The sequence below is a fragment of the Mycobacterium simiae genome (assembly GCF_010727605.1).
Classification (GTDB): Bacteria; Actinomycetota; Actinomycetes; order Mycobacteriales; family Mycobacteriaceae; genus Mycobacterium; species Mycobacterium simiae.
In genome coordinates this window covers 5607953-5621730 of the sequence record NZ_AP022568.1, presented here as the reverse complement: position 1 = coordinate 5621730, position 13778 = coordinate 5607953, and the positions used below count along the sequence as shown (strand labels likewise).

The following is a 13778-nucleotide window of genomic DNA, read 5'->3' as shown; positions in this document are numbered from 1 at the left end:
ATGGAACAACGTGATCGGGTAGGCACCGGCGGTCGTATCAGTTGTTTGCCGCACATGCAGGCATCCTCAGCGCGGCCGCTGCGGGTGTTGGTGGTGGGCGCCGGGGTCAGCGGGATTTCGGTGGCCCGTGGGTTGTTGCGGGACGGGCACGAAGTCACGATCTTCGATCAGCGGGCCAACACCCAGGCCGGTGGTGGCGCCGTGACCATCTGGTCCAACGGGGAGACGGTGCTGCGGCAGCTCGGCGTCGACATGGGCGGGGCCGGCCAGCTGCTGTCCAGTGTGCGGGTGCGTACGTCAACGGGGCGCCGCATTGCGACCGTCGACGTGAGTGCCTTGGCGCGCCGACTGGGCGCCTCGGTGCGGATGGTCCCTCGCCAGGTCTTGCTGGAACGGCTGATGGACGGGTTTCCAGGTGACGTCATTCGGTGCAATGCCCGCGCGACCCGGGTCGTCACGATGCCCGACGGCGTGGCCGTCGGTTTCGACGACGGCAGCGTGGTCGAGGGCGACCTGCTGATCGGTGCCGACGGCTTGCATTCGGTGATCCGGGATGTGGTCGGCGCTCCTGCCGCCGAAGCAACGGGATGGTGCAGCTGGCAGGGTCTGGTGAGCGTCCCGGAGCTCGGCGATCGAGACGTCGCCTACATCGTCATCGGCGAACGTGGGAACTCGGGTGTCTGGCCCGCCGGCGACGACAAGGTGCAGTGGTGGTTCGACTTGCCGTGGGCCCATGATTTCGTGCGGCCCGAACGACCCATCGAGGTGATCCGTTCCACCTTCTCCGGCTGGTCCGACTCGGTCGATTTGGTGCTCGACAAACTCACCGACGCGGATCTGGCCCGCTCGCCCTACCCGCACTTCAGGCACCCGGTTCCCGGCGCGCTGAACGCGGGACCGGTCACCTTGCTCGGCGACGCCGCGCACACGATGCCGCCGACCCTGGCACAGGGGACCAATCAGGCGCTGCTGGACACCATGGTGTTGTGCGCGTCGCTTGCGGATCTGCGCGCCGACAGCGGCCGCACCGCGCTCTCCCGGGCGCTGCGCACATACGAGAAAACTCGGCGCCGACAGGTACGGGCGGTGTCCAAGGCGGCGTCACTACAGGTCGCCCACGGTGAATCGGTGTTGCGGCCCGCGGCGTTGCTTCCGGATCGGCTGCATACCTGGGTGCTGACACGTTTCGTGCGATCGACCAGCCATCCCGGCATCGCCGCACAGGTCAATCGGGATCTCGCGGTGGCACGCCCGGTCGCGTCTGGACGGCGATGACCACGAGCGCTGTCGCCGAAGCACCCACGCGGACCGACACCGTGCGAGTCAGATGCGTCGACGATGGGCCCTCACGCTGGCTCTGGCTGGTCAAATGGTGCGCGCTGGCCGTGCCGCACTATCCCATCCTGATCTCGCTCTACCTGGTCTATCCACCGCTGACCCTGATCGCGGGCATCGCGATCCTAGTGACCGGGCGGTATCCGCGACCGATCTTCAATTTCAATGTCGGCGTGCTGCGTTGGTCGTGGCGGCTGATGAACTACCGGTTCCCGATGAACAGCACCGACAAATACCCACCCTTCACGCTGGCCGCCCGGCCCGACTACCCCGGCGACCTCGAGGTCGAATATCCGGAGCGACTATCTCGGTGGGGTGTGTTGGTGAAGTGGTGGCTGCTGGGATTGCCGCAGATACTGCTGTGTTGGGCGATGGAGCCCCTGTTGCAGGTGCTCACGGTGATCGCCGCCGCAGCGTTGTTGGCCACCGGGTCCATCCCGCAGGGCATGTTCGATCTGCTGGTGGGCATTTGTCGATGGCGCTATCGGGTCGCGGCATATGTATCGTTGATGTGTGACGAATATCCGCCTTTCCGAATGGACTTAGGTGGCCGTTAAGCGCGCTAATCCGTTATTTCCCTTGATATACCGGTTCGGCCAGCCGCTCTTCGACCGACTGTTCTATAACCGGTATCGCCGCGACGCGATCGCTCATGCCAGGGGCCGGCTGCTGATGGTGGGGCTCGGACCGGGCACCGATTTGAAGTTCGTGCCGCCCGCGGTGACATCGGTCGCCGCGGTGGAGCCGGTGGCCGCGTTCCGCCAGGCTGCGTCTCGTCTGGCGCTGCGGCACGGCATCACCGCCGATATCGTGGACGGCACAGGCGAGTCAATACCGTTTGCGGACAACAGTTTCGACTCTGTTCACATCGGACTGGTGCTGTGCTCGGTCGACGATGTCGGCGCGACGCTGCGGGAGATACGCCGCGTCCTGGTGCCGGGGGGCAGGCTGGTCGTTCTCGAGCATGTCCGCGGCGAGGGCGCGACCGGGCGGTTCCAGGATTTGATCGCCAAACCGTGGTCTTGGCTGGCCGCCGGGTGTCAACCCAACCGCCGCACGATCGATTCCATCGCGGCCGCCGGATTCGACACCAGCGGACTGACCCGGCTCGCCCGGACGCCGGTGCCGTTTCCCTGCAAGCCTCATCTGCAGGGCTTCGCCACGCTGACCGAATAGCGGTCGATTAGCCGCTACTCGACACCGACCGCTTCGATGATGTTGAGTCCCGCGGCCCGGCGCGCCGGCGGCACGGAGCCGAGCAGGCTGATGATCAACGCGCCCAGGGTGAACGCCAGCGACATCCAGCTGGGCCGGAAAGAGACTTGGAAATTCATCATGTCACCACTGACCAAGCTGAACAGCCACTGGTCGGCGCAACCGAACCCCAGCCCCAAAAGCCCTCCCACGATACCGATTCCGGCCGCCTCGGCCAGCACCATCCGTAGCGTGAAGCGGCGGCTGGACCCCATCGCCCGCAGCACCCCGATTTCGCGCCGACGTTCGAGCACGGACAGCGTCAAGGTGTTGAGCAGCGCGACCGCGGCCACCAACATCACGATGATCCACACGGCGTTGGCGATGAACATGCTTTGGTGCATGGGTGCTTCCAGCCCGGCCAACTCGGCGCGACCGTCAAAGACATAATTCGGTGCGGGCACGGCGCCGCGGATATCGCTGAGCAGCCGGTGCGGGTCGACGCCCGGCGCGGCGGCGATCTGCAGGCTGGTCGCCACTGGGCGATCGAACCAGGACCGCAACTGATCCAGGCTCATGCCAACCGAGCCGATTACCGTCGAGAAGTAGGGGACCAGGGCCAGTACTGTGGCCTGCTGCACACCGTGCGGCGTTTGCATGCGCAAGGGATCACCGACCCGCACGTGCAGCGTCTTGCCCAGGTTCTGGGTGAGCACGACTCCACGTCCGGCCACTACCGCCTCGCGTGCCTGTTGGTCGAGCGCCCGGTACAGGGGATCCGCGGTTCCGGACGCGAACCCGTCGAGCATCACCCGGGTGCCGCCGACTTCGGCGAACCCGAAGGCACCCTCGGTGACCCCCGCGACACCTGGCAGGGTGGCCAGTTTCTGCGAAAGTCCTTGCGGCAGCGCATCTGTTGGGTAGGTGTCGGGAGGGCTCGCGCTGACCCACACCGGGCTGTCGGTCACCGGGGCGAAGATGGCGCGGGCGGAGCGAAGCATGTCGGTGTTGGTCCCGGTGATCGTGACGGTCGTGACGACCGCGATGACCACCGTCATGACTGTCGCCCAGACCCGCCGCGGCGCGCGCTCGATGGTCGCCGCCGCGAGCGCACCCGCGGTGCCGAAGATCCGCGCCGTGGCGGCCGCGGCGCCGACAATGGGCATGGCCAGGGCGAAGCCGAGCGCCACCTCTGCGGAGAAGACGGCGGACATCGCCACGAAGGCGAGCACGCCGCGCTGGTAGATCACGACGACGATCGCTGCCGCGAATACCAGCACCGCGCCCACACCGCAAACGATGCGCAGCCAGCGCGGCACCCGGTCCGCCACCGACACACCCACGGGCGCCAGCGCCTCGATGGGTGCCACCTTGTACACCTGACGTGCGGCCATGGCCGAGGCGACGACGCTGGTGAGCGTGGTGGTGACCAGCGCGATCGGTATCGCGTAGCCGGGTAGCCAGTATTCGATGCGGGCCTCTAGTCCCTGCGTCAGGGCCGCGGGCAGCCGGCCAATCGCCAAGCGGCCCAGCCCGATTCCGAGTACTGATCCGATTCCGCCGCCGATCACGCCGAGGATCGCCGCCTCGGCGAGCATGTCGCGGACGATCGTCGTCCGCCGCCCGCCGATGGCGCGCAGCAGCGAGATGACGGGGCGCCGTTGGGTGATCGCCATGGTCATCGTGGTGTAGATCAAGAAGGCGCCGACCATCAAGGCGACCATCGCGCCCATCAGTGCCATGTAATTCATCAGCTTGACACCATCGCCGGCGCGGGTGGCGCGCATACTCGGGTCGGCCACGATGGCGCGTCCGTTCACCGCCGCGCTCACCGCGCCGCGAACCTGCTGCAGATCGGCGCCGGGCTTGACGGTGATCAAGATGGAATCGAGCTGGCCCTGCCTGCCGGTGAGCTGCTGCGCTAACGCCAGTGGTGCCAGCACATAATGTCCGCCGTTGAGGGCCGACACGTCTTTACCGGTGAGCACGTCCGTCACGCTGACCGAGCCCGAGCCGAGTTGGAACGTCTCACCTTTGCGACGGCCGACGCCGGGGCCGACCTGAACGCCGTTGGCGGGCCCGGATGGATGGGCCAGCTGCGCTGCCGGGTCCTTCGCCCCACCCTTTAAGGCGTCTTTGAGCGCACCGCCCAATGCCGAGAGGCGTTGGTCGGCACCGAACAACAACACCGGTCCCGACGGCGTCGACGCGGACGTCCGGATCATCGGTGCGGCCGTCGCCACCCCGGGCACCGCCGCGACGTCGGCGGTGATGCTCTCCGGGAAGCCGGCGTCGGTGATGCCCGATACCTCGAGCGAGGCGATGCCGGCGATCCCGTCACTGAGCCGATTGACCGATCCGGTAATCGAGCCGAAGATGCCGAACACCGCGACTAAATACATGGCGGAGACCGCCATTACGGCCATCGACGCGAACGTGCGCCGCCGGTGCACGGCGAGCTCGCGCAGGCTGAACAGCCGCAGCCGACTCGCCGTGGCGCCGAAGGACGAGCCCAGACTCACACCAAGACCGCCGCTCGCTCGTTGGAGACGATGCGGCCGTCTTGCAGCATGATCACCCGGTCGGTCGCTTCGGCAGCCTCCGGGTTGTGCGTCACCATGACCACCAGCCGCCCCCGGCCGGGCTCGTGCGCCACCTCACCCAACAGTTCCAAAATCGAGGCCCCGGTGACGGAATCGAGGTTGCCAGTCGGTTCGTCGGCCAGGATCAGCGGCGGGTCCATCATCAGTGCGCGCGCCACCGCGACCCGCTGCATCTGCCCGCCGGACAGTTCCGCCGGTCGGTGGTCGGTTCGGTTCCCCAACCCGACCCGCTCCAATAACCGGATCGCGTCCGGCTTGGCCTTGCCCAGCCGAACCCCATCCAGCAGCTTGGGCACGGCGACGTTCTCCCACGCCGACAGGGTCGGCAGCAGATTGAAGAACTGGAAGATGAAACCGACACGATGGTGCCGAAACCGCGACTGCTGTTCGTCGTTGAGCTGGCTGATTTCGTCGCCATCGAATTCGATCGACCCGGAGTCCGGGGTATCCAACGCGCCGAGCAAATGCAGCATGGTGCTCTTGCCCGCGCCGGACGGTCCGACCATCGACACGAACTGACCGCCCTCGAGCTCCAGGCTTATCCCGTCGAGTGCGCGCACGGTTTGCCCGCCGATCCGGTACTGACGCACCACGTCGCGCATTTCAATTGTCAGTAGTTTGTGCTTGGGACCAACGCTGGTGCCGGCTCGTCTGAACATGACCCTCCCGCGAGTCCCCATCTCATCGGCGCATGGCTACCGCTAAACCGTGCACGGCGCCCAAAGCGCCGGTATCGGTTATCACGAGACCAAAACGTGATCGGTTCAGCGCGCAGCCCGCCAGACGGCTGGTCCAGCAATTCCTGCCGCAAGCACAGCTACCCGCCGCAGGACCGCGGGGGTGAGCACGGCCGGGGGTGACCCGTCCCCGCCGCCGGGCCGATCTTGGCGCCACGCGGCTGGTGATGTCGCACGTTATGCGTGTGCGCGCGGACGTCCCGGCCTACGCTAGCTGCGAACCGCAGGAGGGTACTCGACAATGCAGCCAACCCCGCTCGATCCCGTCGCCAGCGAACGTCTCTCGCATGCTGGGAAAATATTCACCTCCGATCTGTCGATCAATGAATTCGCGTTGCTGCATGGGGCGGGATTCGAGCCGATAGAGCTCGTGATGGGCGTCTCGGTCTATCACGTGGGCTACCAGTTCACCGGGATCCGTCAACAGTCCGAGCTGCCGGTGCTGACCGATGCGACCTACCGGGCCCGGTGGAATGCGATGTCGCGGATGCAGGCGGAGGCCGACGCGTTGGGCGCCGACGGGGTGGTCGGCGTTCGGCTTGAATGGCGCCACCAGGGCGAGGGTGAACACCTCGAGTTCATCGCGGTGGGAACCGCCGTGCGCTACGCCGAGAAGCCGGGTGCCTATCGGCGTCCCGGCGGCCAGGCGTTCACCAGCCATTTGACCGGCCAGGATCTGACGACGCTGCTGCGCTCCGGGTTCGCGCCCGTTGCCTTCGTCATGGGCAATTGTGTGTTTCACATTGCCGTCCAAGGCTTCCTACGCACGCTCAGCCAGGTGGGCCGCAACGCGGAGATGCCGCAGTGGACCCAGGGCAGCTATCAAGCGCGGGAGCTGGCCATGTCGCGCATGCAGAGCGAGGCCGAGCGCGACGGCGGAAACGGCGTCGTGGGCGTGCATTTCGCCATCTCGAACTACGCATGGGGGCATCACACGGTCGAGTTCTACGTGGCGGGCACGGCCGTGCGTCGCATCGGCGAGCCGCAAACCATCACACCGACATTCGTTCTTCCGATGAGTGATTGATGACGAACTTTGACCAGGAACGGGCGAGCCGCGCGATCGGCGGCGCGCTCGGCGGTCCTGGGGGAGTTGGCCAGGTCATCAAGGTGTTCTGCGGTGTTCCGGGCGTCCTCCTGACGCCGGCGCGCCGCGGGTTCTTTCGTTCACAGCCCGAGCGAGTCCAGATCGGGGAGTGGCGCTACCAGCTCACCCCCGACGGCCGCCTGACCGCCGCACATGTCGTCAACGACATCGTGCTGGCCGAGGAGGTGCTCGCGGCCGCCGTTGTCGGACCGCATATCGCGCGGGCACTGGCGCGGGTGGTGGCCGCCTACGGCCCGTCGATCATCCCGCACATCGACGCGGCGGTCGAACTTCTCGAAGCAGCACCCCGCTACTGAGCGAATCAGACGGCGGCCCAATGCTTTCGGGATCCTCTGCGGTCACCGGGCCCGGTGTCGCCGCTGGACAAATGCACTGGCCGCACGCAACGCACCGCGAAACGCGTAGGCGGCCGCCACGAGGCACAGCATGATCAACAGGATGAACATCGGCAGCCAATTGGTTCGGCCGTGGTCGACGTTCCACCAGACGATCGTGAACAGCACTGCGCATAATGCGACCACCACGTCGCGCCAGTTGCCCTGATAGGACAGCGCGGCCCGGCGCCAGGCCCGGCTCCGATCCGCGGCGTCGATCAGATCGTCGATGCGGGCATCGATTGAGCGGCGCAGCGCCTCCCGTCGCGCAGTGGCCTCCGTCGGGAGGCGCTCCAGCAAATCCATGTCCTGTTGGATCAGCTTCCGGTAGTCGGGGCCACGGAACTGCACGGCCGCGATCGCCAGCATGGCACCGCCAAAAACCGGTGCACTGTCCAGCGCGAGCTGTCCCAGTCCGACCACGTCGCCTCCTTGACCAGAGCCCGCAATCAGGATGCCGCCGAGCGCCGCCGCGCTCGCGGCTCGGGGGCTCGCAGCGGGTCCAATGCCTGGGCGATGCGCGGATAGGCGATCGCGGGTCCGATCCACCGAATCAGGTACCGCCGGAGGTCCGCACCGCTGCGCGCCGGCCGGCCGGGATCGGCCAAGAACGAGTGCAGCAGCCGGAGGGTGAATTCGTTCAGTTCGTCCAGGCCGGCGTCGTCGAAACCGTGCTGCTCCCAGTCGATGTCGAAGCGGTGCAGCATCGATCGCCCAAATGCCAGCGCGGTGTCCGACACGATGGAGACGGCCTGACCATCCCGGTTGCGCCGGTTGAGCACCACCTCGAGTTGATTGTCGGCGGCCAACTGCTCGACGGCGAACGCGAACGATTCCGTCACCGCCAAAACGGGATCGGTGATGCCTTTGAGGTGGGCCGCAAGATGGTCAAGGAAGCCGTCGGCCGACCGCATCGCGCTCGCGACCAACAGCGCTTGCGTTCCCGGAAAGTACCGATAGACCGTTTGTCGGGTCACCCCCAACGCCCGGGCCACGTCGGCGATGCGCATGGACGAGCCGCGTTCCTCGATGATCTTGTCTGCCGCATCCAGGATCCGCGCGATCGCCTCCTCGTCGGAGGCGGGCGTGTTTCCCGCCCAGCCGTGGCTGCGCATGCTCAGCGAACGGCGGGAGCGTCGTCGGTCGTCTGCACCGCTAAATCATATCGTCGCAGCTGGTCGATCGTTGCTGGCGCGCGCCAACTCCCCCTCGCTAACAAGATACTGACAAGACATTATTGGATGTATGTATGATCACAGCGCATCCAGGAGGCCGAACATGCCCTACGACACCGTGATCGTGAATGGACGCTGGTTTGACGGGACCGGCGCTGGGTCGGCTGTGCGAAACATCGGCGTGCGCGACGGCCGGGTCGCGACCATCAGCGCCGAACCACTCGATTCGACCGGCGCCGACGTCATCGACGCCACCGGACAGTGGGTGATCCCCGGAATTATCGATATCCACACCCATTACGATGTTGAAACGCTTTGTGAGCCAGCGCTTTCCGAGTCATTGCGGCACGGCGTGACGACGGTACTGCTGGGCTCGTGTTCGCTGTCCACGGTGTATCTGGATAACGTCGACGCAGGCGACATCTTCGGCCGGGTAGAGGCGATTCCCCGCCGCTACGTCATCGAGCACCTGGACGAAGCGCGCTGCTGGACCAATCCCAAGGAATACGTCGCCGCACTGGAGCAGCTGAACCTGGGGCCCAACATCGCGGCATTCATCGGCCACTCGGACATGCGGGCCGCGACCATGGGCCTGGATCGGGCCACCCGCAAGGAGATTCGCCCGTCTGGGGCGGAACTGGCCCGGATGGAATCGATGCTCGAAGAGGCCCTCGATGAGGGATTCGTCGGCCTGTCGTCGCAACAGCTACTGTTTGACAAACTCGACGGCGAGGTCTGCCGGTCGCGTACGCTGCCGTCGACCTACGCCACCGCACGCGAGCTACGGCGGCTGAACGCTATCCTGCGGCGACGCAACAAGATTCTGCAGTCGGGACCCGACATCAAGAACCCGTTCTGCGTCGTCTCGCAGCTCGCCGCGTCGCTGGGGATCGGGCGGCGTCGGCTCAAGACGAGCCTGTTATCGGCGGCCGACGTCAAGTCCTTACCGCCGGTTATCTACCTCATGGAGGCGCTGGCGCGGGTCGTCAATGCCCTCGGTGGCGACTTCCGGTGGCAGCATCTGCCGGTGCCGTTCGAGGTGTACGCCGACGGGATTTCGTTGGTGATCTTCGAAGAGTTCGGTTCCGGTGCGGCGGCGCTGCACCTGCAGGATGAGATTGAGCGCAACGAGCTGATGCGCGATGAAGAATACCGCCGCCAGTTCCGTAAGGACTACGACCAGAAATACGGGCCGCGGGTGTGGCACCGCGACTTCTTCGATGCCGAGATCGTGGCCTGCCCCGACGAATCGGTCGTCGGCAAGTCGTTCGGGCAAGTCGGTCTGGATCGCGGTGGCCTCCATCCCGTCGACGCATTCCTGGATCTGGTGCTCGAGCACGGCGAAGCGCTGCGCTGGCGCACCACGATCTCCAATCACCGCCCCGAGTTGCTCAAGAAGTTGGCGCAGAGCCCGCACGTGCAAATGGGTTTCTCCGACGCGGGCGCACACCTGCGCAACATGGCGTTCTACAACTCCGGCCTGCGGCTGCTGCGGCACGCGCGCGACGCCGAACGACACGGCACACCCTTCCTGTCGATCGAACGTGCGGTGCACCGGTTGACCGGCGAGCTGGGCGGCTGGTACGACATCGATGCCGGCACCCTGCGCGAAGGCGACCGCGCCGATATCGTCGTGATCGACCCGGAGAAGCTCGACGACTCCCTCGACGCCTACGCCGAGCACCCGGTCGAGTCCTACGGCGGGCTGTCCCGCATGGTCAACCGTAACGACGAGACGGTCCGCAGTGTGCTGGTGTCAGGGCAACTCGTGTTCGGTGCCGGGCAGGCAGCGCCCAACTTGGGCAAGCAGCGGTTCGGCCAGTTCCTGCGCGCGGGGCAGCGGATCGGGGCGCTCACACCGACGGGATAACCCGGATCGCATGGTGGCGGGCGGGCTTCCGCGGTCAGTCGCCTTGAAACGCATAGTAATTAGGCGACCGAAGCCCCCAGGATGAGGTTAACGGCCTCGTCCAGCTGCCCGGCGATTTCCTCGTAGCTGACAAATCGCGCCGTCATCAGGGCGCCGGCGAACGTCATCTGCAGGGTGGATTTCACGGCGCGCGGCCATCCCGGTCCCAACGCCGCCGCGATGCGCTTGGAGACTTCGTCCCCGATCTGTTCGCGGATCGGTGCAACGGCGGGATCGTCGGCCATCAAGGCGGTCCCGCATGCGGCGCTCAATTCGGGCTCGTCGGCCACGGCCACCGCCATGTCGCGCAGCGTCGAGCTCACCCGCGTCTTAGTGGTGTCATTGACGTCGGTGTGCCATGGCAATTCGCGCAAAAAGCGGAGATAGACCGCGGCCACCAGCGCGCTCTTCGACGGGAAGTACGTATACGCGCTGGCCGGAGACACCCCCGCCCGAGCCGCCACGGCGCGCATCGTCAGGTTCGCGAACGAGGATTCCCGCAACTCCGCGAGCCCGGCGTCCAGCACCTTGCGGATGGTTTGTCCTGGCCGGCGGTCCGACCGGCGAGTACCGCCGGCGCCGGTGACCGTCTGGGCGGGAGCGGCCGCTTCTCTAGACACTCGTCCAGTGTAAGGAAAGGCTCGGTCGTAGCGCAGCGACACCGTCGTCGCGCGCTCAAAACCGCTCAACGCCGCAGTGACAACGCCAATGGCCATCTTGCCGGCCGCCTCACACCGGGAATCCTGCCCGCAGCGTCGAGGTCAAATACAGACAACTGTCCAGAATCCCTGGTATCAAGTGCGCCGGTCGTATGGTGACGCTGTGACCCGAGAAGACCAGCGCCGTTGGGACGAGCGGTATGCCGCGCGGGGACCGGCGACGCGCGGCGGGGTCGGTCCGCCCAGCGTGTTCGCCGCCTATGCGGACGTCTTTCCGACGGTGGGGCGGGCCCTCGACATCGCCTGCGGCCAGGGCATCACGAGCGTCTGGCTGGCCCGGCGCGGACTGCAGGTGGCCGGGTTCGACATCTCCGCGGTGGCGATCGGTCAAGCGCGAGACCTGGCCCGCGACAGCGGCGTCGAGGATCGCTGCCGGTTCGACGTCGTGGACCTCGACAGCGGACTGCCGGACGGCCCAGTGGTCGACGTCATCGTCTGCCACAGGTTCCGCGATCGCCGCCTGGACCCGGTGATCGTCGACCGCCTGGCGCCGGGCGGGTTATTGGCGATCGCGACGCTCAGCGCCGTGAACGCCGCACCCGGGCCGTTTCGGGCGGCCGCCGGGGAGTTGGCCGAGGCTTTCGCGGCGTTGACCGTTATCGCGGCCGGTGAAGGCGACGGACAGGCGTGGCTGCTGGGCCGAGCGTGACGCGCGCCCCGAGATCACCCGCCTTGCGCGCGGACCACACGACGCCGGTGTTCGGCCCGTCTGGCTGGCGTCGCGCTGCGGTGTGTCGCGGCAGATTCGGTAGGGGCGCCCGTTGATTTCGGTGCCCGGGGTTTGCTCCGCCGACGGCGCGTGGCGCTTGTGGTCGCTCGCTGCGGCTGCGGCGAGCGCACGGGTGCGGGGGTCTGGTACGGCGCGATCTCGCCGACGAGCGCTTCCACCACTTCCGAGGCGGCGGTCACCTGCTGAGGTGCGACTTTGATGCCGGCCTTGCGCATCATGGCCTCGGTGTCTCGGCGCTGCTCGGGCAGGACCACGGTGACGACATCACCGGCGCTTCCCGCCCGTGCCGTGCGTCCGGATCGGTGCAAATAAGACTTGTGCTCGCTCGGCGGGTCGATGTGCACGACCAGTTCGACCTCGTCGACATGCACCCCGCGCGCAGCGATATCCGTTGCCACTAGCACCCGGGCACTGCCCGAGGCGAAGCGCGCAAGGTTGCGTTCCCGCGCGGCCTGAGACAGGTTGCCGTGCAAGTCAACCGAGGGAACACCCGATTCGGTGAGCTGTCGCGCGAGCTTGCGCGCCTGATGCTTGGTGCGCAGGAACAGGATTCGGCGTCCACTCCCGGAAGCAAGCCGGTGCACGACCGCCCTCTTGGCCTCGACGTCGGCAACGTGGAACACGTGATGGGTCATTTCCGCGACCGGCGAGTCGGCACCCTCGACCGAGTGCAGCACCTCATTGCGCAGGAATCGTTTGACCAGTTGGTCGACGCCGTTGTCCAGCGTCGCCGAAAACAGCAGCCGCTGACCGCCCTTGGGGGTTGCAGTCAGGATCCGGGTGACGCCGGGCAGGAAGCCGAGATCCGCCATATGGTCTGCCTCATCGATTACCGTGATCTGAATCGCATCGAGGCTGATCAGGCGCTGCTTCATCAGGTCCTCGAGCCGCCCCGGACAGGCGACTACGATGTCGACTCCAGCGTTGAGCGCGGTGACTTGGCGGCCCTGGGAGACGCCGCCGAAGATGGTCGTCACGCGCAGGCCACCGGCGGCCGCCAGCGGCTCGAGCGTCGCGGTGATCTGGCTGGCCAGCTCGCGGGTAGGCGCGAGCACCAGGCCCGTGGGCCGCAACGGGCGCCTGCCCCGTGCGGAGAGCCGGCTGACCAGGGGAATGGAGAAGGCGAGCGTCTTACCGCTGCCGGTTTTCCCGCGGCCCAGCACGTCCCTACCGGCGAGCGTGTCGGGCAGGGTGTGCACCTGAATCGGAAACGGTCGGGTGATGCCGCGCGAGATGAGCGCGTCGACTATTGGTGTGGGCACGCCGAGGTCGGCAAAGCTCTTGTCGGTAGTCAATTTTCGGTGCCTTTCCGGCATCTGTGGCGCGGGGCGGCGGACGTCGACGTCGCGCGGCCCTGGGCACTTGGGTGGCGAGATTGCCGGTCGGCAAAATCGATCGCCGCGAGACAAGCTGGATTCGGTGTCCTGCGCGACCTTCGGGCCGGCACCGGGAAGAGAAAGCATTTCACGACGGTGTTGGCATGCAACGGAGTGACGCCAACGTTGCCACTACTCTAGCCCACCGGGAACCGGACGGCGAAACGCCCTCCCTCAGGCTTCCAGCCTGGCCCGGACCGCCGCCAATCGCTGGGCTAGCTCGTCCTCGTCGATGATGCCGCGCACCACCAGCGAGTGCGCCAGCGCCATCAAGCGGTTCTCCGGATATGGCAGGTCCGCATAGACGGTTGCGGACAGGGTGTCTTCTTCGTCGCGGCGGTCGACGAGGCTGAGAACCTCAGCGCCGCAGTCGCTTTGATCGATTGCGTCGCAGATCCCGTCCAGGCTCGTTTGCCACGGGGGCACGGGGTTGTGCACCCCGTATTTCGCCGCCATCCGGTTCCAGACCTGGTTGCGCTCGACAATTTTGGTCAGTGATGCGATAGCGGACCATTCCG

Annotated in this window: 14 protein-coding genes; 7 read left to right on the top strand and 7 right to left on the bottom strand. The window is 66.6% G+C overall.

Annotation, left to right across the window (positions count from 1 at the left end):
- The first annotated feature begins 54 nt into the window (after positions 1–54).
- Genes G6N33_RS26165 through G6N33_RS26155 form a run of 3 tightly spaced genes read left to right on the top strand, consistent with a single transcriptional unit; the run spans position 55 to position 2511 of the window.
- A complete protein-coding gene (locus G6N33_RS26165; RefSeq protein WP_044511740.1) occupies positions 55–1275 on the top strand; it encodes an FAD-dependent oxidoreductase in 1221 nt (406 codons plus the stop codon).
- Positions 1272–1892 (top strand): DUF4389 domain-containing protein, encoded by a 621-nt coding sequence (locus tag G6N33_RS26160; protein WP_044505781.1) that lies wholly within the window; start codon positions 1272–1274, stop codon positions 1890–1892. The genes G6N33_RS26165 and G6N33_RS26160 overlap by 4 nt, the downstream gene beginning before the upstream one ends.
- Positions 1882–2511, top strand: coding sequence for a class I SAM-dependent methyltransferase (locus G6N33_RS26155; RefSeq protein ID WP_044505782.1), 630 nt, complete (start codon positions 1882–1884; stop codon positions 2509–2511). The genes G6N33_RS26160 and G6N33_RS26155 overlap by 11 nt, the downstream gene beginning before the upstream one ends.
- 14 nt (positions 2512–2525) lie before the next feature.
- Here the strand turns inward: G6N33_RS26155 and G6N33_RS26150 are convergent, their stop codons facing one another.
- Together G6N33_RS26150 and G6N33_RS26145 are read right to left on the bottom strand one after the other, a co-directional pair.
- Positions 2526–5051, bottom strand: coding sequence for an ABC transporter permease (locus tag G6N33_RS26150; protein ID WP_044505784.1), 2526 nt, complete (start codon positions 5049–5051; stop codon positions 2526–2528).
- Positions 5048–5734, bottom strand: coding sequence for an ABC transporter ATP-binding protein (locus tag G6N33_RS26145; RefSeq protein WP_408632810.1), 687 nt, complete (start codon positions 5732–5734; stop codon positions 5048–5050). The genes G6N33_RS26150 and G6N33_RS26145 overlap by 4 nt, the downstream gene beginning before the upstream one ends.
- A gap of 376 nt (positions 5735–6110) precedes the next feature.
- Between G6N33_RS26145 and G6N33_RS26140 the strand changes: the two genes are divergently transcribed.
- Both G6N33_RS26140 and G6N33_RS26135 read left to right on the top strand, forming a co-directional pair.
- Entirely contained in the window at positions 6111–6896 is a 786-nt protein-coding gene (locus G6N33_RS26140; protein ID WP_044505785.1) for a heavy metal-binding domain-containing protein, read from the top strand.
- A complete protein-coding gene (locus G6N33_RS26135; RefSeq protein WP_044505786.1) occupies positions 6896–7273 on the top strand; it encodes a DUF5073 family protein in 378 nt (125 codons plus the stop codon). The genes G6N33_RS26140 and G6N33_RS26135 overlap by 1 nt, the downstream gene beginning before the upstream one ends.
- 42 nt (positions 7274–7315) lie before the next feature.
- Here G6N33_RS26135 and G6N33_RS26130 read toward each other — a convergent pair whose 3' ends face one another.
- Together G6N33_RS26130 and G6N33_RS26125 are read right to left on the bottom strand one after the other, a co-directional pair.
- Positions 7316–7720, bottom strand: a complete 405-nt coding sequence (locus tag G6N33_RS26130; protein ID WP_081662288.1) for a hypothetical protein — start codon at positions 7718–7720, stop codon at positions 7316–7318.
- Between the two features lie 80 nt (positions 7721–7800).
- A complete protein-coding gene (locus G6N33_RS26125; RefSeq protein ID WP_044505789.1) occupies positions 7801–8466 on the bottom strand; it encodes a TetR/AcrR family transcriptional regulator in 666 nt (221 codons plus the stop codon).
- 163 nt (positions 8467–8629) lie between these two features.
- Between G6N33_RS26125 and G6N33_RS26120 the strand changes: the two genes are divergently transcribed.
- A complete protein-coding gene (locus tag G6N33_RS26120) occupies positions 8630–10396 on the top strand; it encodes an N-acyl-D-amino-acid deacylase family protein (protein ID WP_044505791.1) in 1767 nt (588 codons plus the stop codon).
- Positions 10397–10455: 59 nt separating this feature from the next.
- On the opposite strand, the gene G6N33_RS26115 is transcribed toward G6N33_RS26120, so the two are convergent.
- Positions 10456–11055 carry a TetR/AcrR family transcriptional regulator gene (locus tag G6N33_RS26115; protein WP_044511744.1) on the bottom strand — a complete coding sequence of 200 codons (600 nt, stop codon included), beginning with the start codon at positions 11053–11055 and terminating at the stop codon, positions 10456–10458.
- Positions 11056–11257: 202 nt separating this feature from the next.
- Between G6N33_RS26115 and G6N33_RS26110 the strand changes: the two genes are divergently transcribed.
- Complete coding sequence (locus G6N33_RS26110; protein WP_044505792.1) at positions 11258–11803, top strand: class I SAM-dependent methyltransferase; 546 nt, start codon at positions 11258–11260, stop codon at positions 11801–11803.
- 14 nt (positions 11804–11817) lie between these two features.
- Here G6N33_RS26110 and G6N33_RS26105 read toward each other — a convergent pair whose 3' ends face one another.
- Both G6N33_RS26105 and G6N33_RS26100 read right to left on the bottom strand, forming a co-directional pair.
- Complete coding sequence (locus G6N33_RS26105; RefSeq protein WP_044511746.1) at positions 11818–13179, bottom strand: DEAD/DEAH box helicase; 1362 nt, start codon at positions 13177–13179, stop codon at positions 11818–11820.
- Between the two features lie 255 nt (positions 13180–13434).
- Positions 13435–13716, bottom strand: coding sequence for a thiocyanate hydrolase (locus G6N33_RS26100; protein WP_231382641.1), 282 nt, complete (start codon positions 13714–13716; stop codon positions 13435–13437).
- Between the last annotated feature and the right edge of the window lie 62 nt (positions 13717–13778).

What these genes read in the sequence shown, in the direction of transcription:
- G6N33_RS26165 (WP_044511740.1), top strand. Translation starts at nt 55, where the DNA reads ATGCAGGCATCCTCAGCGCGGCCGCTGCGGGTGTTGGTGGTGGGCGCC.
- G6N33_RS26160 (WP_044505781.1), top strand. Translation starts at nt 1,272, where the DNA reads ATGACCACGAGCGCTGTCGCCGAAGCACCCACGCGGACCGACACCGTG.
- G6N33_RS26145 (WP_408632810.1), bottom strand. Translation starts at nt 5,734, where the DNA reads ATGCGCGACGTGGTGCGTCAGTACCGGATCGGCGGGCAAACCGTGCGC.
- G6N33_RS26140 (WP_044505785.1), top strand. Translation starts at nt 6,111, where the DNA reads ATGCAGCCAACCCCGCTCGATCCCGTCGCCAGCGAACGTCTCTCGCAT.
- G6N33_RS26135 (WP_044505786.1), top strand. Translation starts at nt 6,896, where the DNA reads ATGACGAACTTTGACCAGGAACGGGCGAGCCGCGCGATCGGCGGCGCG.
- G6N33_RS26130 (WP_081662288.1), bottom strand. Translation starts at nt 7,720, where the DNA reads ATGCTGGCGATCGCGGCCGTGCAGTTCCGTGGCCCCGACTACCGGAAG.
- G6N33_RS26125 (WP_044505789.1), bottom strand. Translation starts at nt 8,466, where the DNA reads ATGCGCAGCCACGGCTGGGCGGGAAACACGCCCGCCTCCGACGAGGAG.
- G6N33_RS26120 (WP_044505791.1), top strand. Translation starts at nt 8,630, where the DNA reads ATGCCCTACGACACCGTGATCGTGAATGGACGCTGGTTTGACGGGACC.
- G6N33_RS26100 (WP_231382641.1), bottom strand. Translation starts at nt 13,716, where the DNA reads ATGGCGGCGAAATACGGGGTGCACAACCCCGTGCCCCCGTGGCAAACG.